Origin of the sequence: Pseudidiomarina andamanensis, from assembly GCF_009734345.1 — a bacterium.
GTDB classification, from domain to species: domain Bacteria; phylum Pseudomonadota; class Gammaproteobacteria; order Enterobacterales; family Alteromonadaceae; genus Pseudidiomarina; species Pseudidiomarina andamanensis.
Window position 1 is genome coordinate 1,351,281 of record NZ_CP032551.1, and the last position, 19,638, is coordinate 1,370,918.

Here is a 19,638-nt window from a genome sequence, read left to right on the forward strand (position 1 = left end):
CGATAATTACGATTCCTCATGTCCACTATTAAAATCGGTCATGAAAATTTGCCACACCGCCATGAACAACGCGGCGACTAACGGCCCAATCACAAAACCGTTAATACCAAATAATGAGATACCGCCAATGGTAGAAAACAGCACAATATAGTCAGGTAGCTTCGTATCTCGGCCAACCAAAATGGGGCGTAACACATTGTCTGCCAAGCCGATAATAATTGCGCCATAAGCCATTAACACCGTCGCACTGACCCATGCTCCGGTGGCATAGAGGTACAAACCGGCGGGAAACCAAACAAGCGCTGCGCCAACTGCCGGAATCAGCGATAAGAAAGCCATAATAACGCCCCATAATAGCGGCGCTGGAATATCTAACAGCCAGAAAATAAAGCCACCGAGGGCGCCCTGCACAATCGCGACAACTAAATTACCTTTCACCGTGGCACGAGTGACTTCAACGAACTTCTCAAACAGCGCATGTTCGCGTTCATCGCCAATTGGCAACGCTTTTATCAACAGGTCGCGCAAATGTGAGCCGTCACGCAGCAAAAAGAAGGTCAGATACATCATTAATGCGAGGCTGACCAAAAAGCCAAAGGTGTTCTGCCCAATGGTGAGTGTTTCTTTGGCTAAGAACTTAGAGGCCCCCTGCACAGCGCTAATCACTTGGTCGCGGATATCGTTTGGATTAACACCGAATTCCACCAACAACTCGTCGACAATCGGAAAGGCATCGCGCAATTTCATGAGCATCGCGCGCGGGTCAATATCGCCGGAGTCGATTTTTTGATAAAGCTGAATCCCCTCTTGAATGAACGCTGTACTTATAAAGATGACTGGAATAACGACAATTAACATACACACCGTTAATGTCACCAGTGCGTTAAGATTAGGGCGATGCCCCCACTTTCTCTGCAACAGTTGTTGCATCGGGAAGAAAATAACCGAGACCGCACAGGCCCAAAAGATAGCTGACCAAAATGGTTCAAGTATAAAACCAAAAGCAATCGTCACTGCCGCCAACAAGATGAGAAAAGCGCGACGTTCGAGTTGTTCCCGCATGGGTTGTCCTTGTTCTTTATTAGAATCAGGTTAATATTGGCAATAAAACAATAGGTGAGCAAGCCATGAAAACAATTACAGAACATTTAGCCGGATATGCCGCATATCATCGTGACCGTCGCAACATTATGACGCACTTAGTGGGTATTCCTCTTATTGTGGTTGCGATTGAGATTTTACTATCGCGCCCTACCTGGTTTATCGCAGACTTTATGCTCTCACCAGCCATTATTGTGAGCGCGATTGCAGCCCTATTTTACCTCAAACTTGATGTGGCCTTAGGTATCTTGATGACTCTGTTACTCGGCTTATCCGTATGGCTAGGTAGTCATGTCGCGATGCTCGAAACCACTTTATGGTTAAGCTGGGGTATCGGATTATTTGTGGTTGGTTGGATATTCCAATTTATCGGTCACTATTTCGAAGGTCGTAAACCCGCATTTGTTGATGACATTATGGGTCTCGCTATCGGGCCACTATTTGTCGTTGCCGAAGTTGTGTTCATGCTCGGCGGTAAAAAACAACTTCATCAAGCCATCGAGGCAAAATTCAAGTAATAAGACACTCCACAAACTTGCAAATGAGAACCATTCTCATTAATATGCTTTTAAAGTTTGTGGGGGTACTTCAATGCAACGAACAAAAATTAAATTTTCCTTATTCTTTTTGATGGCGCTGCCGTTACTATTTAATCTACTTTTAGTCACTGCTAGTTTACTGATCAGCGCCGATTAGAAATTCCACATTGTCCAAATGCCAATTTCATTTTGCTCTTGATCAATAATCAGACTATCAACGTGACTTTGTTTGGCAACGAAGGCAACAGTTAGATAGTTTGTCGCTTTCCAATCAAGCCCCACCTGAAAGTAATTGCGTTCTAACTCAGGATTCAAACGACGACTTGGATGCAGCCAGCCATAACGTACAAATACCGAGTAATCAGGCAGAAAGCGGTTATATGACAAAAACATTGCTGGCCGAGGCTTTAGCCATTTAGGTAAAGAGATTCCAGCGGCAACCACCTATGCCAATGGCGAAAAGGTTTACCTAGCCAATTGTGCCGTTTGTCATGGCTCCGATGGTGCCGGTAAAAAAGTAGCCGGCGAAATTGTTTATCCACCGCTTTGGGGTGACGGTTCGCACAACTGGGGAGCGGGCATGACACGTGTCTTCACTGCCGCCTCTTTTATACAAAACAATATGCCACTGGGTCAGCCAGGGCGTTTAACTGACCAAGAAGCATGGGATGTGGCACTATTTATCAATTCGCACGAGCGCCCACAAGATCCGCGCTATACCGGTGATGCAAAGGAAACTCGTGAGAAGTTCATGAATTTCCATAAGGCAACCATGTATGGCACTGAGGTAAACGGAAAAGTTTTGGGACAGCATGACAATACCGGCGAAAAGCTATTTTTGAAGCCTGACGTACTCAAGCCTCGCACGTTCAAGTAATCTAACCGCTCGAATTTGACGTATCAAAAGCCTGTGTTACAACTGCACAGGCTTTTTTTATTTTCTTACGAGATAATTATGTATAGAGCACTTGTTGTTATTCTGAGTACTGCATTACTCATTGGCTGTTCATCGGGTGATTGGCGAACCGCCTCGCGCGAACCAGCAGGTATCGCGCCTGACCCAGTGACTGAAACTCAACCGGTCATTGAAGTTTATGCGGCGGATGCATTTGGATGGCGCGGTTGGTTTGCGGTACACACCTGGATTGCAGTGAAGCCAGCTGATGCCAAAGAATATACGGTATATGAAGTGGTGGGTTGGCGCTTAAATCGTGGCCAACCGGCGCTCTACAACTATACCACCGCCACACCTGATCGTTATTGGTACGGCGCGAAACCTGAAAAAGTCTTATCAATTGTTGGTAATAAAGCGGGTGAGCTTATTCCTCAGATTATTGACGCCGCCGAACGCTACCCGTGGGCGAACCAATACAAAGCGGTTCCAGGCCCCAATAGCAATACCTTTCCGGCATGGATAGGCCTACAGGTTCCCGAGCTTGGGCTTGATCTGCCATTCAGTGCTATTGGCAGTGGCTATGCAGATAATGACCAAGATTAAGGCAAATTCGCTAAATCTTTGTGAATTAGATACCGAGGGAACACCAAGAAAAGCATTAACCTATTGATAAAAATAGATTTTATTTTATTGGTCTAGATATTGCATGATTTTTAACTATAGTGAATAAAACAAACACAAGGAATCAATCATGCCAGTCAAACTTGAAGACCGACCAATCGAACAGGTTCGTGAAGAGATCGTTGATAAGCTCATTGTTAACTACAGCCACGCGATTATTTCTGCTGAGGCTTTTGAGCGTCGACTTGATGAAGCCATGGCAACGGACTCTCATCAACAGCTAGTGGCGTTGGTTGAAGACTTACCTTTAGAGGCTGACGCAAGTTACGATGCCAAAAAAGAGCGCTCGTTTACACCCAATTACGGCGCCGGCGAAACCTCTCAAGATGACCGACTTGTTAGCATTTTAGGCTCAAGTGTTCGTGAAGGTCAGTGGGTTGTGCCAAAGAAAATTAATGTGATTGATGTATTAGGCTCAACAAAAATCGATTTTACTGATGCCATTTTTCAGCACCAAAATATTGAAGTAAACGTGGCGAATGTTTTAGGTAGCCTCGAAATCTTTGTTCCTGAAAGCGTCAATGTGACCATTCGTATGTACGATATTGTTGGCTCGTCGGAAAATAAAGCACCCTCAATGGCGGGTCGCCAAGCGCCGCAAATAACCATCACGGGCTATAGCGTTTTAGGTTCGGTTGAAGTTTCAGTAAAACAGACCATGAAAGAAAAGTTTGTCGCGTTTGCGAATAGCATGCGTGAAGCTCTAGGTATGTCTAAAACGAACTAACGATTGTTGATCACGTCTTGTCGTTCGCGCATGTACTCATCGTAAGATTTGTTCGTGCGCTCAAGACATTCATGGTACGGAATGCCTTGCTCTTCAACGCATTGGCGTAATTGCTCGCGTTGCATTTCGTGATAAGCGCCGCGATACGTACAGCCACTTACAAACACACTAATACAAATCACACTAAGCATCGTTCGTGGTATCAACATACCGCTGCTCCTCGTATCAGAGGTTAAAATTTGAATTCACCAAGACAATTTAACCTAAACGCGAGATAATAGCCGCTGAATTTTTAATAGTGGTTTAAATGAGCTCATGGAAATAAAAGTAAACTTTTTGGATAACTTGCGTCTGGAAGCCAAGTTTGACGATTTCACGGTGATAACCGACCAACCCATTCGTTATAAAGGGGATGGCTCCGCACCCAGTCCGTTCGATTATTTCCTAGCATCATCTGCCATGTGCGCAGCATATTTCGTCAAGGTTTATTGCTTATCGCGCAATATCCCGACGGACAATATTCGTCTGTCACAGAATAATATTGTTGACCCTGAGAATCGTTATAACCAGATTTTTAAAATTCAGGTTGAGTTACCTGAAGATATTTCTGAAAAAGATCGCCAAGGCATTCTGCGCTCTATCGACCGTTGCACCGTTAAAAAAGTGGTACAAACCGGCCCCGAGTTCCAAATTGAAGTGGTTGAGAACCTCGATGAGGATGCGCAAGCGCTATTGATGGGGCAGCCAGAAGGCAATTCTCTCACCTACATTGAAGGCAAAGACTTGCCGCTTGAGCAAACCATTGCCAACATGACGCAAATTCTCGCCGATCTTGGCATGAAGATCGAAATCGCGTCATGGCGCAACATTGTGCCGCACGTATGGTCGTTGCATATTCGTGACGCCGCCTCGCCAATGTGTTTTACCAACGGTAAAGGCGCAACCAAAGAAGCGGCATTGGCTTCGGCATTAGGCGAGTTCATTGAACGACTCAACTGCAACTTCTTCTATAATGATCAGTATTTCGGTGAGGAAATTGCGCACGCTGATTTTGTTCACTATCCGAATGAAAAATGGTTTCGGTTGACCGAGAATGACGCCATTCCTGATGGGTTACTTGACGATTATTGTTTAGATATTTACAACCCTGACAATGAGTTGCAAGGGTCTCATTTAATCGACACCAACTCTGGACGCTCTGACCGCGGTATTTGCGCACTGCCGTTTCAGCGTCACTCGGATGGCGAAACCATTTACTTCCCATCGAACCTGATTGAAAACTTGTACCTCAGTAACGGTATGAGCGCGGGTAATACCCTACCTGAAGCCCAGGTACAGTGCCTGTCAGAGATTTTCGAGCGCGCAGTTAAGAAACAAATTATTGAGCATGAAATTGCGCTGCCTGACGTGCCGACTGACGTCTTAGCCAAGTACCCGGATATTGTTGAGGCCGTTCAGGCACTCGAAGCGCAGGGCTACCCAATTCTTGTGAAGGATGCTTCATTAGGCGGACGCTTCCCAGTTGCTTGTGTCACGTTAATGAACCCTCGCACTGGCGGTGTATTCGCTTCGTTTGGCGCGCACCCAAGCTTTCATGTGGCACTTGAGCGCAGTCTCACCGAGTTGATGCAAGGCCGCAGCTTCGAAGGTTTGAACGACTTTTTACCGCCAACCTTTAATAGCATGGCGGTGACTGAGCCGAACAACTTTGTCGAACACTTTATTGATTCTTCTGGTGTGGTGTCATGGCGTTTCTTTAGTTCTCGAAGCGACTATGAATTCTGCGAGTGGGACTTCTCAGGCACCAACCAAGAAGAAGCCGAAAATCTCTTTGGTATTCTTGAAGGTATGGAGCTTGAAGCTTACATGGCGGTTTATACTGAGCTTGGTGCACCGGTATGTCGCATATTGGTGCCAGGTTACTCTGAAGTTTACCCAATTGAGGACTTAGTTTGGGATAACACTAACAAAGCGCTCGAATACCGTGAAGATATTCTCAATTTGCACCGTCTCACAGACGAACAACTTGAAGATTTGGTTGAGCGCCTCGAAGACAGCCAGCTAGACAACTACATTGATATCATTACACTCATTGGTATTGAGTTTGATGAAAACACCGTGTGGGGCCAGCTAACCATTCTTGAGCTCAAGATTCTTATCTATCTTGCATTAGGCCGTCACGAAGATGCCTACGATTTAGTTGAGGCGTTTCTTCAGTATAACGACAACACGGTTGCACGCACCTTGTTCTACCGTGCGGTGAGTGCAGTTTTAGAAATTGCATTAGACGACGAAATGGCATTAGAAGATTACTTACCAAACTTCAAGCGTATGTTCGGCGAGCAAACTATGGCTGACGTGGTAGGTGCGGTGGAAGGCTCGTTACGCTTCCCTGGTTTAACGCCAACCAATACGCAATTAGAGGGCCTTGATCGTCACCTACGCTTAATTGAAAGCTACAAAAAATTACACGCCGCACGAGCTACAAAAGCTCAAGGCTAAGAATTTACCAGCGGTACTAGTTGGTGCTAAGTGCATCACGGTACCGCTGGTTATTTATAACTAGTTGCCTTGACCAATCTGCGCGCGAATGAATTCACGCGTATCTTTGAGTAATGCTTGGCGCGCTGGTTCATGCACGTACATCATATGGCCGCCGTGATAATAACGATAGATGATGTCATCACTCGCAATGCCATGACGGTTCAACGTGTACTCCGCATCGAAGAACGGCGTGATCAGATCATAATAACCAGAGCCAACCATCACCTTCAACGCAGGGTTGCTGCGCAGCACCGAAGCTAAATCTGGTGCGGTATTCACATAGTGTGGTTCCCATGAGCGCCCTTCCGGCAGCGGGCTCCAGCGCCATTTCCCAGAAAGCTCTGGGTCGGCTGGATTCAAATATTTCCGATTCCAATTAATCCCTAAATCATTACGCATATAATGCATAATCGATGCTTTATAAGCTGGCGAAATAGCTCGAGCGGCATCAGCTTCTGGGCGAGCAGCAACATCATCACGCTCATCGTTAATATAACGGCTATCGAGTAAACCGACGGCAACGCCTTCGTCACGGCGTAACTCCTTCGCAAAACGGAACGCGTTAATCCGTAAATCGACTTGCTCGATATATTCTTTACTAAGGCCTGTGAAGCGCTGAAGCTGGCTCACTAAGCGCGCTCGCTTTTCCGCACTGAGCAGGTTACCTTGAAATAGTGCTGGCAATAGTTCTTGTGATGCGAAGTCACGGCTCTGCTGAATGAAGGTTTCGAAATCACCTGAATTATCAACCTTGCCGTGATACCAAGCGGTCGCCGCCATGGTCGGAATATAGGTAATGTACGAAATGATGTTGTCATCCACATACGGCGTTGAGCCTTGATAATCGAGTGCCTGTGACACAAACACAATACCGTTCACATTAATCACGTAATCATCGAGTAACACCTTGGCTACCGCAGCAGCGCGAGTCGTACCGAAGCTTTCGCCAAGTAAGAACACTGGCGAGTTCCAACGATTGTTCTTGGTTAGCCATTCAGCAATAAACGCGGCCATTGACTTCGCATCTTCGGTTAAGCCCCAAAAGTCTTCTTTCTTACCCTTGCCAATTGCCTGTGAAAAGCCAGTCCCTACCGGGTCAACAAACACCATATCGGTGACATCAAGAATGGTTTCCGGTGCATCTTTCATGGTGTATGGCGCTGCGCCCGGATGCTCCGCATCACTTGGAACGATAATGCGTTTCGGGCCATAACCGCCCATGTGTAACCAATTAGATGACGAACCTGGGCCACCATTCCAAATAAACGTGACCGGTCGGTTTTGTTTGCTTTCCACCACATAATCGAACGAGAAAATCGCCGCAGTTGGGTCGCCCTCGTTATTCCGAATATAGGTTTCGCCTGCATCCACGGTGTACGTTAAGCGAGTACCGTTAAACGTACCTTTGTGCTGCGAGCGGAAATTGGTTGGTTCTGGAACGGGTTGCTCGGTTGCTGCATTCTCTTGTTTAGCTTCTGTATTTTGCGCATTGATTGCCGCTGGCAACATCATTGCCGTGAAAAGAGATAAGCAAACTAAGTAGTTATTTAATGATTTCACGTTGTTACTTCCTATCTGGGTGTTGTCAGCAGATTACCACAAATAAGAATTACAAAACCATGTGCTATAAAAACGATTCGTACCTCTGGTTACTTTCGTTTATGTACCGTTTAACATTCAAAAATAAAAGGCGCCAGAGGCGCCCTTTAATTTCGAATGAATCGTTTTCAATAAACCGGCGATTTGACGCTCGATCTACTGTATTTCAGACGTAATATCAGTAGTTATTGTAAACGGCGTAGCAATACTAATGTACCCCGTAACACGTAAGGTATAGGTTCCAGGGATATCTGTCCAAAATTGCAGTACTTCTGGGTTTTCTAATGATGCGCTAGAAGCTACTTCAACCCCTTCTGGATTTACAAGGTAATAATCTAAGTCAGCCACACCGGTCCAACTCAATGTTGAGGTAATGCTCACATCGTTTGGTCTAATTTCTAGTGGAAATTCCTGTACTTCAAGATTCTCTGCTGAAACGCCCATGGTGCCAGAGTCAATCTGTTGACTGGTTGAGAAACTAACATCAGGAGCTAATAAATCTCCATCAACGTCGACTCGATCAAACATCACATGTTTATTTAAAATACGTACTTCCAGTTCATGCACGCCTTCTCCTAAATCATCAAATGCAATCACAACTTCCTGAGGTGATGCTTCAGTTGCATTAGCTGCATATATTGTATCGGTGCCGAGTGAACGGCCGTCCGCAATAACCTCAATCGATGCAGGATTCGAGTTATTTGCTAAGAAATGGAAGCGTACTCGCTCACCACGTATTTTTGCGAAAATTGATGAGTTATCATTTTTTGCCAACGCAACTGTTTGCTGAGACGCTGACGCGTGGAACTTACTTTGCCATTTACCTACATAGACTAGCTCGTCAACGCTATTATCAAATTGAGCCCAAAATCCTTGGCTTGCCCACTGAGTATTACCACTCATAAAGCTTGAGCGGTTACCAGAGGTGATTTTTGCCAAATCCACAGCAGCTTTAACATCTATGTAACCGGCTCCAACCTCATGAGGCGCATAATTCATTGGTTCAGCAGAATCTTTAAGAATTTGCTCAATTTGGTCAGGTGACAGATCTGGGTTAACTTCTAACAATAACGCCGCCACTCCAGCAACAAAAGGAGTCGCCATCGAAGTCCCGCTGATAGTGTGATAATAGGCTGCATATTCTGGATGGTCTGTATCGACAACCGGCCCCATTGCACCAATTACTGTATTCGGTGCACGAGTCGAAGTGATATTTTGTCCCGGAGCGGTGATGTCAGGTAACTTATATACATGACCAGCTACGCCACGACTTGAAAAGTCTGCCAGTTGCTTCTCACTTGTGCCAGCTGCCACATTAATTACCCAAGGCGCTATCGCGTACTGATTCAACGTATCCTCAGCAGGGCCAGAATTTGAAGCAGCAAAGCTTACCACCATACCTTTGCTGTATGCCTCGAAAGAGGCCTTATTAATTGGGTTGTTTGGATCAAATTCGGCACCATCACCACCACCCCAACTATTAGTAATAATATCAATACCAAGTCTATCTTGATTAGCAATGGCGTAGTCGAACCCCAACAACGCATACAAAATTGATAAGCCTTCGCCTGCGCCAAGACCAACAAGACTTGCTCCTGGGGCAATCCCATCGTGATAGTATGCTCGACGTTCGTCATTTACTGACACCATGCCACTACCGGCAACCGTGCCCGCAACGTGGGTTCCGTGACCCGATGTGGTATCACTATTCGGAACTCCCTCGATAAAGGCACTGCGTCCCCCCAATAGATCGAGATCGCCTAAAATTTTCACGTTTTCAACTGTCTTCGTCTGAAATTCAAGATCCGGATGAGTAGCATCTACGCCGGAGTCTAATACTGCAATAGTGACGCCATGCCCATCTAAACCATAAAAATCGTGAACATAGTGGCCACCCGTAATTTCTCCGGACGTATAATTGCTGTATTGCAACGGTGTATTTGCATAGATACTGCTAACAGCAGAGTTTTCAATTAATGCTTGTAATTGAAGTTTGGTGACCGTGGCGCCTGCCATCGGCATGGTTTTAAGCGAAAGATAAGGTATTCCAAGATTCTGTAAAACTGGCGCAATATCGCTACTTTTATCAAAAGAAACAATAACGTTATAAGGTCCAGCTTTAGTCTCTATATCTTGTGCTAGTTTCGGACCGAGTAAGGCATCCGCCTGTACAGATGTCGTGATGAGTAATCCTGAGGCCAAAATACCTAAAGTTGTAAGTTTTTTATTCATGTTGTTCTCCAAAAATATCGTTTTGACTCAAGCAGAATTACACCGACATTGAATTTTGGATATAGGGGTTTTCCCCTAAAATTGGAGTGCATAGTGAATTGAGATGGTGGAATATGGATTCAAATGGTGGCCCCTCCCAGATTTGAACTGGGGACCAACCGATTATGAGTCGGCTGCTCTAACCACTGAGCTAAGGGGCCATTACGGGTAGGTGGTTAATCCTGTGGGATTAACAAAGCGGGCGCAAGTATATGAAATTTCGGCCCGCTTGTCATGACCCCGAATGGGGTTTTTTATAGGTTTATGTGGTAGAAATCAGCGGCGTTGCCAGCGAAAACTTTATCAATAGCTTTGTCATCACCGAGTGCTTCGCACACAGTTTCAATATCACGCACATTAAACGGACGCTCGGCGCGTGTTGAAGGCAAGTCAGTACCAAACATCAAGCTTTCAGGGTTAATGGCGTAGATGGCTTTTACAGCCTTGGCAACATCTACCTCGGTACGTCCGAAACCCGAAGCTTTAATATGAACCCCATTGTCTGCCAGCTTCTGAATTTGCGATAAGCCAGAGCGTGCCATGCCTAAATGGTCAACCGACACCTTCGGCAGCTTCAAGAGCTTCGGCATCACTTCATCCAGCTCACGGCTATCCACGTAGATTTCTAAATGCCAGCCGGCTAAATCCCAAATGCGTTGGCCAAAGTCGACCAAGTTATCAAGACCACTGACTACACGGCGTTTTAAGTTCACGCGAATGCCGCGAATGCGGTGGTCACGCAGCTTCAAAATCTCGGCATCCGAGACGCTGCTTGGTAAGTTGGTGATGCCCACAAACTGCTCGCCCATATCGGCTAGGGCAGATTTTAAGTAGCTTTGATCGAAGCCTTGAACAGAGCCCGACACAATCACTCCACCACGAATATTGAAATCTTTGGTGCGGTGGCGATAATCTTCAATGGAAAACGGCGCAGGCAGAAAGCCTTGATTCTCTATCAACGGAAATGAATCGTTGTAGATATGAAAATGGGCATCGATAATTCGACGCGGTTGCTGTATTTCGGTGTTGTTCTGATCAACTGCGATCATATTTCATCCTTTTCAGCGAAGTTAGGCACATTTTAACAAATTTCGCCCTAAAAATAAAAAAGCCCTAGCCACAAGGGCTAGAGCTTCTTAAGACGTTTTTTACGTTGAATCGTTCAGATTAAATCTGAGCTTACTCGTCTAAGAACGATTTCAGCTGCTCAGAACGGCTTGGGTGACGTAGCTTGCGTAAAGCTTTGGCTTCAATCTGACGAATCCGCTCACGGGTAACGTCAAACTGCTTACCAACTTCTTCCAACGTATGGTCGGTATTCATATCAATACCAAAGCGCATACGAAGTACTTTCGCCTCACGTTGCGTCAATCCACCGAGCACTTCACGAACCGCGTTGCGTAGGCTTTCTGAGGTTGCTGAGTCCACCGGTAGATCCAATGTGGTGTCCTCAATGAAGTCGCCAAGATGCGAATCTTCATCGTCACCAATTGGTGTCTCCATTGAAATCGGTTCTTTCGCAATTTTCAGAACTTTACGGATCTTATCTTCTGGCATGACCATGCGCTCGGCCAATTCTTCTGGCGTCGGTTCACGACCCATTTCCTGAAGCATTTGACGCGAGATACGGTTCAATTTATTGATCGTTTCGATCATGTGAACCGGAATACGAATGGTACGAGCCTGATCCGCAATTGAACGCGTAATCGCCTGACGAATCCACCAAGTTGCATAAGTTGAAAACTTATAACCACGACGGTATTCGAACTTGTCGACGGCTTTCATCAAACCGATGTTACCTTCTTGAATTAAATCCAAGAACTGCAAACCACGATTGGTATATTTTTTCGCAATTGAGATAACCAAACGCAAGTTGGCTTCAACCATCTCTTTCTTCGCACGGCGAGCTTTCGCTTCACCAATGGACATACGACGGTTGATATCTTTAACTTTCGCGATGGTTAAGCCAGTTTCCACTTCGACTTCTGCAAGTTTGTGGATACAACGCTCGAGTTCAACCTGAAGCGTTGATAATGACTCAGAATAGGCTTCACCATCGTCAATGGCTTTCGCCAACCACGCGGTGCTATTCTCGTTGCCCGCAAACAGCTTCATGAATGCGCGTTTCGGCATACCCGCCTGTTCAACACACATCTTCATGATTAAGCGTTCTTGCACACGCACACGATGCATCATGTCGCGCATGTCTTTAACCAAGCGATCAAATTGCTTTGGTACCAGACGGAATTGCTTGAACAATTCGCTTAGCGCTTCAATTTCTTTGCGTGCTTTGGCATTGTCGCGACCATGTTTGCTGATTGCGGCACGGGTTCTTTCGTACTGATCACGAAGTTCAGCGAATTTCTGGCGCGCGAATTCAGGATCGATGCCGCTATCTGAGCTGTCATCATCACTGTCATCGTCGTCCTCATCAACGTCTTCATCTTCGTCTTCGAGCTGATCTTCACTCAATTCAGAACCAATGTGCGTTGCAGCGACAGGCGCTTCGTCCACTTCATTCGGGTCAATAAAGCCAGAAATAATGTCGGTTAAACGCATTTCTTCCGCTTCGCATGAATCCCACTGATCCAACAAGAAATTGATGGCTTCAGGATATTCAGCAACGGAACATTGAACTTGGTTAATACCGTCTTCAATGCGCTTTGCGATGTCGATCTCGCCTTCGCGAGTTAACAATTCAACTGTGCCCATTTCACGCATGTACATGCGCACTGGGTCAGTGGTGCGACCCAACTCGCCATCCACGCTTGCTAATGCTTGCGCGGCGGCTTCAGCTGCGTCCTCATCAGCGGTGTCTTCGCTCATCATCAATTCATCGGCATCGGGTGCGTTTTCAAACACCTGAATACCCATGTCATTGATCATGCCGATGATGTCTTCGATTTGATCCGAATCAACGATCTCAGAAGGTAGGTGATCGTTCACTTCTGAAAAAGTGAGATAACCTTGCTCCTTACCTTTGGCAATAAGAAGCCTGAGCTGTGATTGACGACTCTGCTGCATACAGATCTACCACCTGTTATTAATATAGAAAAGTAACCGGTCTTAAACTTACGGCGACTCAATTAGGTACGAATAAGTACACTATTTAGATGAGTGCGTGAGGTATAAAATTCAAGACCGGAAATTGTAGCAGATACTGTCGTTTTCAGCCAGAATTTAATCAGTTATTCTCAGGAATTCGTGTCAGCGCTAGCTCACCAGTACCAATTAAATTGCCGTCGGCAAACACAATTGGGGTGCACTCATCACGCGTGGTGTTGCCATCTGCGTGAACACGTTGGGTGCGATAATATAGTACACGATAGCGTACATTATCCACGGTCCATAAGTCAGAAAACTCTGGCGTGCCTAATTCATTTTGTACTGCATCGACGGTCATACCATTGGTGAACGATGCAATTGCGGTACGGTTACGTTTTTCTTGCTTACTGACGCTATCGCTCGTGCTGTAGTTTTCACCATCACCATTGACGGCAATCACACAGCCTTGCAAGCCTGCAGACAACATCACAACGGCACTAACCATGGCTAGCTTTGGAAACTTCATGTTTTACTCCTCGTTTTTATTCTTAATTAAGTACGAATTAATGTTCTGCACACAGGTAGCCATGCAAAACTAATGCCATAAATTTATATTGTTGTTTTATATGTTATTTTTTCGATTTCGCATTTATTGAAGTGGCGAGAAACACAAACTTGTTGCGGAAACTAAAAACGAGTTAGCGTTTTTCACGATCTTTTAAATACTGCAACAAGGTGAGGTATTCCTGTTTTTCGGTCTTATTCAACGGGGCAGTTCGCTCTTTTTCGAGCAGCTCATTCGCCCGTTGTTCAACGAACATATCAATGAAGTAAGCAAAGATACCAAAGAATTCGTGCACGGCTTTTTCGGCATCGAGATGATGCTCCCAACGCGCCAATTGGCGTAATGCCTTTTCTTCGGGCTCGCCGCGCCACAGTTCCAATATTTGTGCCGAAGTTAATGGCTGCGCGTGCGTCTGCTGGTGCAACTTCAGCAACAAGTCGATACCGGGTTGCTTTAACGCACTTAATTCGGTGTGCAACGGAATTTCGCGACCGATTTCAGGGTGCTGCACCAATAGCCCGATGGCTCGGCGCATCGGCGTCATTTTCAGCGTGGTTTGCTCAGGTTTAGCTCTTGTCGGCGCTTTAATCTGCGCTTCTAATTGTGAGGTTTCCCGACGTAGTAATCTCGCTAAGCGTTCCATCAAGGTTTCACGATAGAAGTCACTCGCAATGCGTTCGATAAGCGGTTTGACTTGCTTCAGCAACAATGACTTACCGGCATCAGACTGCACATCAATGGTTTCAGTTAGGTGCGAAAAGAAGTAATCGGTGAAACTTTGCGCGTTTTGTAGCCGCTGGGCGAACGCTTCAGCGCCTTCTTTACGAACAAGCGTATCGGGGTCTTCACCGTCAGGTAAGAATAAGAAGCTTAATTCGATGCCATCGTTGAGCAACGGCAAGGCATTTTCTAAGGCTCGCCAAGCGGCGTCACGCCCCGCTCGGTCGCCATCGTAACAACACACAACTTTGCGCGTGGCGCGAAATAACATTTGTAACTGTTCGGTTGTCGTTGCGGTGCCAAGCGAGGCGACAGCAAAGCTAATACCTGCCTGCGCTAATGCGACAACATCCATGTAGCCCTCAACAATAACCACTTGTTCGAGTTCACGGTTGGCTTGCCGTGCTTCATAAAAGCCGTAAAGCTCACGACCTTTATGGAAAATACGGGTTTCTGGCGAGTTCAAATACTTCGGCCCGTCGCCTTCTAGAATACGTCCGCCAAAACCGACGACGCGTCCCCGTCGGTCTCGTATCGGAAACATCACCCGATCACGAAAGAAGTCGTAATAGCGGCCTTGCTCATTTTGATTCACAAGTTTCAGATCAACTAACTGCTGTTTTGATCGTTGGTCTGATCCTAACGCGTTCAAAATGCCGTCCCAGCCATCTGGGGCATAGCCAATTTGAAATTGCTTCACAATATCGCCGCTTAAACCTCGGCCTTTCAAATAATCGATGACACGTTTTGAGTTGGCGTGGTGACGTAACTGGTGTGCAAAAAACTTAGTGGCGCGCTCCATTTGTTCATAGTCACTCGACTCTTGCGCACGCTTACGCGCATCCGCCGCTGGATTTGTCGAGGTCTCGCGCGGCACTTCAAGACCAAGCATATGCGCTAGTTCTTCAACCGCCTCAGGAAACTCAAGGCCATCAAACTTCATCAAGAAATCGAGCGCATTACCGTGCTCGCCACAACCGAAACAATGATAAAACTGCTTATCAGGGGCTACGGTAAAGCTCGGTGATTTTTCATTATGAAAGGGGCAACAGGCTTGATAATTACGGCCAGCTTTTTTTAGTGGCACACGGCTATCAACAATCTCTACCACATCGGCTCGTTCAATGAGATCGTGAATAAAGCTTTTAGGAATTAAACCTGCCATGGCCTGCCTGTGCACTTAATTGTAATGGAATTGCGAAGCTAGAATTGTGGTTTAGATTGTACTCTGACTTGCGCCTGGTGCAAGCCAGATATGAAAAAGCCGGACTGAGTCAAACTCATTCCGGCTCTTCGAGGTCTGTGCTGTAGTGACACCGCTATCGGCTGTGCCGCTACGGTACCAGTTACTTAGTACAGACGAGTGCGACGTGCATTTTCACGCGACAATTTTTTCGCGTGACGCTTAACCGCAGCTGCTTTCTTGCGCTTACGCTCAGAAGTTGGCTTCTCGTAGAATTCACGACGACGAACTTCTGATAATACACCTGCTTTCTCGCAAGAGCGCTTAAAGCGACGCAAAGCTACGTCAAACGGCTCGTTTTCTTTTACTTTAACAACTGGCATTAAAATCTCACCTCAATGAAAATTCTGTTGTTGAATTAGTTGAATCAACTGTGGATGAATAAATCTGGTTAAAAAATAACCACCACGATTAAATTTGGTGCTGAATTGTAGCGAGTTCAGATCCTGATGTAAAGCCTAAGATCAATTTTAATCACTATGATTTGGGGAAGGAAGTGTCGCCACTGTGAGACAGGCTGAACAGGCTCACATTGGGGTGTAGCGACACTCCCAAATTCGTTAGGAACCAACGTTAAGTGCCAGCTCGATGTGCATTCTCGCACACCTATGCGACGACAATTGACGCACAATTTAAGTTTTTTCTAAATTAATTTAAAAATCATGCAGTTCTGTAAATTAGTTTGTAAACTATACATTCTTACTTCTTCTCGGAGCTTGTCATGTTGGATACCTTTCTATTTCAGTTCACCTCATTATTCACCATGATCAACCCCATTGCCGCTGTACCCATCTATATCGCACTCACCGAAGCGATGGCGCCAAAGGCGGCGCGTTGGGTCGCTATGCGTGCCGCCATTACGGCTTGTATTGCACTTTGCGTGTTTGCGTTATTGGGCGAGGCAATTTTTAGCTTCTTTAATATTTCCGTGAACGGATTGCGGGTTGCCGGCGGCATCTTATTTTTCGTGATGGGTTTTGAGATGCTACGCGGTCGCACCGTACCAAAGCGTGTTGATGGCGAAACCGAAAGCGATTTTGGGTCGGATGTCGCGGTAACGCCAATTGGTATTCCAATGGTTGCGGGACCTGGTGCCATCACCATGGTTATCTTGTTTATTCAAGAAAGCCCAGCAACGTCGAATACCATTAGTTTGTTCGCAGCAATCATTGCGGTATGTATTCTCACTGCCTTCGTATTAGCGACAGGTCGTCAATTGATGGCACGACTTGGCCGTAGCGGCAGTAAAATTTTAATGCGGTTGATGGGATTAATTGTGATGTTGATTGCCGTCGAATTCTTCTTCGCCGGCATCAAGCCATACATTATCGATATTGCCCGCGCTATTTAAGCGCGGGTACTTCCATGCCACGCTTGGCGTAAAACTCAGCGACGTGCTGTTCTAAACGATCGTCATCAATGGCGTCGCGTAAATCTTGCATGACCTTCTGATAAAAATGCAGATTGTGGATGGTATTCAAGCGACCACCAAGCATCTCGTTAGAACGGTCTAAGTGATGCAAATATGCACGAGAATAATTCTTACAGGTATAGCAATCACACTCAGGATCAAGCGGGCCAGTATCGGTACGATGTACCGCATTACGGATTTTGACGACACCGTTACTAACAAACAAATGACCGTTACGCGCATTTCGTGTTGGCATCACGCAGTCAAACATATCGACGCCACGACGTACGGCTTCCACTAAATCTTCTGGTTTACCGACACCCATCAGGTAGCGCGGTTTATCAATTGGCATTTCTGGCGCGATGTGATCTAAGATTCGCATCATATCTTCTTTTGGTTCACCAACCGACAAACCGCCGATGGCATAACCATCAAAGCCGATATCCGTAAGCCCTTCAAGCGAGATAGTGCGCAACTCTTCGTACATACCACCTTGAATGATTCCAAATAATGCCGATGGATTATCGCCATGTGCGGTTTTTGAACGTTCCGCCCAGCGCAATGACAACTCCATTGACGAGCGCGCTTCCGCTTGTGTTGCTGGGTATGGCGTGCATTCGTCGAAAATCATCACGATGTCTGAACCAAGGTCGCGCTGCACTTCCATTGATTTCTCAGGGGTGAGGAGAATTTTCTCGCCGTTAATGGGTGAGCGGAAGGTCACACCTTCTTCGGTAATTTTACGGAGCTCACCTAAGCTGAATACTTGGAAGCCACCTGAATCGGTCAGAATTGGTTTGTCCCAATTCATAAAGTCATGCAAATCACCGTGTTGCTTAATAATCGACGTACCTGGACGCAGCATAAGGTGGAAGGTGTTACCCAAACAAATTTGAGCACCTGTTGCTTTGACTTCTTCTGGTGTCATGCCTTTTACGGTACCCGCAGTACCTACGGGCATAAACGCTGGTGTTTCAACTACACCGCGATCAAAAACCATACGCCCTCGGCGCGCTTTGCCCGAGGTTTTCAATAATTCAAATTTCATTTTTTCACCGATAAATTATCACGGAAAAACAGTCCGAGGCGCTTAGTATACCTTAGCGCTCTGTTCGGGTCACAAACATTGCATCGCCATAACTAAAGAAGCGGTAGCGCTCTTGCACCGCTTCCGCATAGGCATTGAGCACGTGCTCACGTCCGGCAAAAGCCGACACCAACATAATGAGAGTCGATTCTGGTAAATGGAAGTTCGTGATCATGGCATCCACAATTTGGAATTCATAACCAGGATAAATAAAAATATCTGTGTCAGAAAAGAATGGTTGTAGCGCCTCACCCTTTTGTTTCGCAGCTTGTGCTGCCGATTCCAGAGAGCGAACAGAGGTAGTACCAACAGCAATCACTCGTCCACCGCGCTGACGTGTCGCCTCAATAGCTGCAATGGTTTCTTCTGGCACTTCTGCATATTCACTATGCATGTGATGCTCTTCGATATTATCCACACGCACTGGCTGGAATGTTCCGGCACCCACATGGAGTGTGACATAAGCAAACTCGGCGCCCTTCTTGCGCAACTGTTCTAATATCGCATCATCGAAGTGAAGACCTGCTGTCGGTGCAGCCACCGCACCAGGTTTTTTGTTGTAGACGGTTTGATAGCGCTCGCGGTCGCTGTCCTCATCGGGACGGTCGATATACGGTGGCAATGGCATATGCCCATATTGCTCAAGCACAGTTAATACCGGCTCATCGGTATTAAACTGCAATTCAAACAAGGCATCCTGGCGGCCGACCATTTCGACTTCCACCGCGCCTTCTAAAATCATTTTTGCGCCAGGTTTCGGTGAGCGGTTGCTACGCAAATGAGCGAGTACGCGGTGCTCATCGATGATCCGCTCAACCAGCACTTCAACTTTACCGCCAGATACCTTTTCACCCAGCATTCGCGCCGGTATCACTCGGGTATCGTTAAAAATTAGAAGATCACCCGCTTGAATGTGGTCCACAATATTTTTAAAGGTTTGATGTGTCACCGCACCAGTTGTACCGTTCAGACACAGTAAGCGGCTAGCACTGCGCTCCGGTTGTGGATAACGTGCAATTAATTCATCAGGTAATTCAAAGCTAAAATCTTTAACGTTCATGGCGGTTTCATCACAAGTTCAATTGGCGCGTACTTTACCGTTTTTGCGGCTTGAAAAAAAGTGAAGGCAAAAAAAAGCGCGCCGAAGAAGGCGCGCTAAAAACGAGATGACAACCGACCATGGAGACCGGTCATCTTTAATTACGATCGT

At 46.2% G+C, this 19,638-nt stretch carries 18 protein-coding genes and 1 tRNA gene; 6 read left to right on the forward strand and 13 right to left on the reverse strand.

What is annotated here, in order from left to right:
* Positions 1–6: 6 nt before the first annotated feature.
* Entirely contained in the window at positions 7–1,062 is a 1,056-nt protein-coding gene (locus D3795_RS06455) for an AI-2E family transporter (protein ID WP_156267213.1), read from the reverse strand.
* 65 nt (positions 1,063–1,127) lie between these two features.
* Between D3795_RS06455 and D3795_RS06460 the strand changes: the two genes are divergently transcribed.
* On the forward strand, positions 1,128–1,619 hold the full coding sequence (locus D3795_RS06460; RefSeq protein ID WP_156267214.1) for an Mpo1 family 2-hydroxy fatty acid dioxygenase: 492 nt from the start codon (positions 1,128–1,130) through the stop codon (positions 1,617–1,619).
* Between the two features lie 174 nt (positions 1,620–1,793).
* On the opposite strand, the gene D3795_RS06465 is transcribed toward D3795_RS06460, so the two are convergent.
* Positions 1,794–2,033 (reverse strand): hypothetical protein, encoded by a 240-nt coding sequence (locus tag D3795_RS06465; RefSeq protein WP_156267216.1) that lies wholly within the window; start codon positions 2,031–2,033, stop codon positions 1,794–1,796.
* 34 nt (positions 2,034–2,067) lie between these two features.
* Between D3795_RS06465 and D3795_RS06470 the strand changes: the two genes are divergently transcribed.
* The 3 genes from D3795_RS06470 to D3795_RS06480 all read left to right on the forward strand — a co-directional run bounded on the left by D3795_RS06470 (position 2,068) and on the right by D3795_RS06480 (position 3,943).
* Positions 2,068–2,517, forward strand: coding sequence for a c-type cytochrome (locus D3795_RS06470; RefSeq protein WP_313906859.1), 450 nt, complete (start codon positions 2,068–2,070; stop codon positions 2,515–2,517).
* 78 nt (positions 2,518–2,595) lie between these two features.
* The gene (locus tag D3795_RS06475) at positions 2,596–3,138 is read left to right on the forward strand and encodes a DUF3750 domain-containing protein (RefSeq protein ID WP_156267220.1); all 543 of its coding nucleotides are present in this window, start codon (positions 2,596–2,598) and stop codon (positions 3,136–3,138) included.
* Between the two features lie 148 nt (positions 3,139–3,286).
* Positions 3,287–3,943: a LiaF domain-containing protein gene (locus D3795_RS06480; protein ID WP_156267221.1), complete on the forward strand. Its 657-nt coding sequence runs from the start codon at positions 3,287–3,289 to the stop codon at positions 3,941–3,943.
* Here the strand turns inward: D3795_RS06480 and D3795_RS06485 are convergent.
* Positions 3,940–4,152: a hypothetical protein gene (locus tag D3795_RS06485; RefSeq protein WP_156267223.1), complete on the reverse strand. Its 213-nt coding sequence runs from the start codon at positions 4,150–4,152 to the stop codon at positions 3,940–3,942. The genes D3795_RS06480 and D3795_RS06485 overlap by 4 nt on opposite strands.
* Before the next feature lie 106 nt (positions 4,153–4,258).
* On the opposite strand from D3795_RS06485, the gene D3795_RS06490 reads away from it, so the two are divergent.
* A complete protein-coding gene (locus D3795_RS06490; protein WP_156267225.1) occupies positions 4,259–6,445 on the forward strand; it encodes an OsmC domain/YcaO domain-containing protein in 2,187 nt (728 codons plus the stop codon).
* 60 nt (positions 6,446–6,505) lie between these two features.
* On the opposite strand, the gene D3795_RS06495 is transcribed toward D3795_RS06490, so the two are convergent.
* The 8 genes from D3795_RS06495 to rpsU all read right to left on the reverse strand — a co-directional run bounded on the left by D3795_RS06495 (position 6,506) and on the right by rpsU (position 16,253).
* Positions 6,506–8,047 carry a S10 family peptidase gene (locus D3795_RS06495; RefSeq protein ID WP_310942449.1) on the reverse strand — a complete coding sequence of 514 codons (1,542 nt, stop codon included), beginning with the start codon at positions 8,045–8,047 and terminating at the stop codon, positions 6,506–6,508.
* Positions 8,048–8,242: 195 nt separating this feature from the next.
* On the reverse strand, positions 8,243–10,318 hold the full coding sequence (locus D3795_RS06500; RefSeq protein WP_156267227.1) for a S8 family peptidase: 2,076 nt from the start codon (positions 10,316–10,318) through the stop codon (positions 8,243–8,245).
* A gap of 124 nt (positions 10,319–10,442) precedes the next feature.
* Positions 10,443–10,518: transfer RNA gene (locus tag D3795_RS06505), tRNA-Ile, on the reverse strand.
* 93 nt (positions 10,519–10,611) lie between these two features.
* The gene (locus tag D3795_RS06510; protein WP_156267229.1) at positions 10,612–11,406 is read right to left on the reverse strand and encodes an amidohydrolase family protein; all 795 of its coding nucleotides are present in this window, start codon (positions 11,404–11,406) and stop codon (positions 10,612–10,614) included.
* Between the two features lie 130 nt (positions 11,407–11,536).
* Positions 11,537–13,381, reverse strand: coding sequence for an RNA polymerase sigma factor RpoD (rpoD, locus tag D3795_RS06515; protein WP_156267231.1), 1,845 nt, complete (start codon positions 13,379–13,381; stop codon positions 11,537–11,539).
* A 160-nt stretch (positions 13,382–13,541) separates the two neighbouring features.
* Entirely contained in the window at positions 13,542–13,928 is a 387-nt protein-coding gene (locus D3795_RS06520; RefSeq protein ID WP_156267233.1) for a DUF3192 domain-containing protein, read from the reverse strand.
* Between the two features lie 172 nt (positions 13,929–14,100).
* The gene (gene dnaG / locus D3795_RS06525; RefSeq protein ID WP_156267235.1) at positions 14,101–15,852 is read right to left on the reverse strand and encodes a DNA primase; all 1,752 of its coding nucleotides are present in this window, start codon (positions 15,850–15,852) and stop codon (positions 14,101–14,103) included.
* 185 nt (positions 15,853–16,037) lie between these two features.
* A complete protein-coding gene (gene rpsU, locus D3795_RS06530; RefSeq protein ID WP_034733010.1) occupies positions 16,038–16,253 on the reverse strand; it encodes a 30S ribosomal protein S21 in 216 nt (71 codons plus the stop codon).
* A gap of 398 nt (positions 16,254–16,651) precedes the next feature.
* Here rpsU and D3795_RS06535 point away from each other — a divergent pair, with 398 nt between their 5' ends.
* Positions 16,652–17,281: a MarC family protein gene (locus tag D3795_RS06535; protein WP_156267237.1), complete on the forward strand. Its 630-nt coding sequence runs from the start codon at positions 16,652–16,654 to the stop codon at positions 17,279–17,281.
* Here D3795_RS06535 and tgt read toward each other — a convergent pair.
* Both tgt and queA read right to left on the reverse strand, forming a co-directional pair.
* On the reverse strand, positions 17,274–18,389 hold the full coding sequence (gene tgt, locus D3795_RS06540) for a tRNA guanosine(34) transglycosylase Tgt (RefSeq protein ID WP_156267239.1): 1,116 nt from the start codon (positions 18,387–18,389) through the stop codon (positions 17,274–17,276). The two genes, D3795_RS06535 and tgt, sit on opposite strands and share 8 nt — an antisense overlap.
* Positions 18,390–18,441: 52 nt before the next feature.
* Positions 18,442–19,488, reverse strand: coding sequence for a tRNA preQ1(34) S-adenosylmethionine ribosyltransferase-isomerase QueA (gene queA / locus D3795_RS06545; protein ID WP_156267241.1), 1,047 nt, complete (start codon positions 19,486–19,488; stop codon positions 18,442–18,444).
* Between the last annotated feature and the right edge of the window lie 150 nt (positions 19,489–19,638).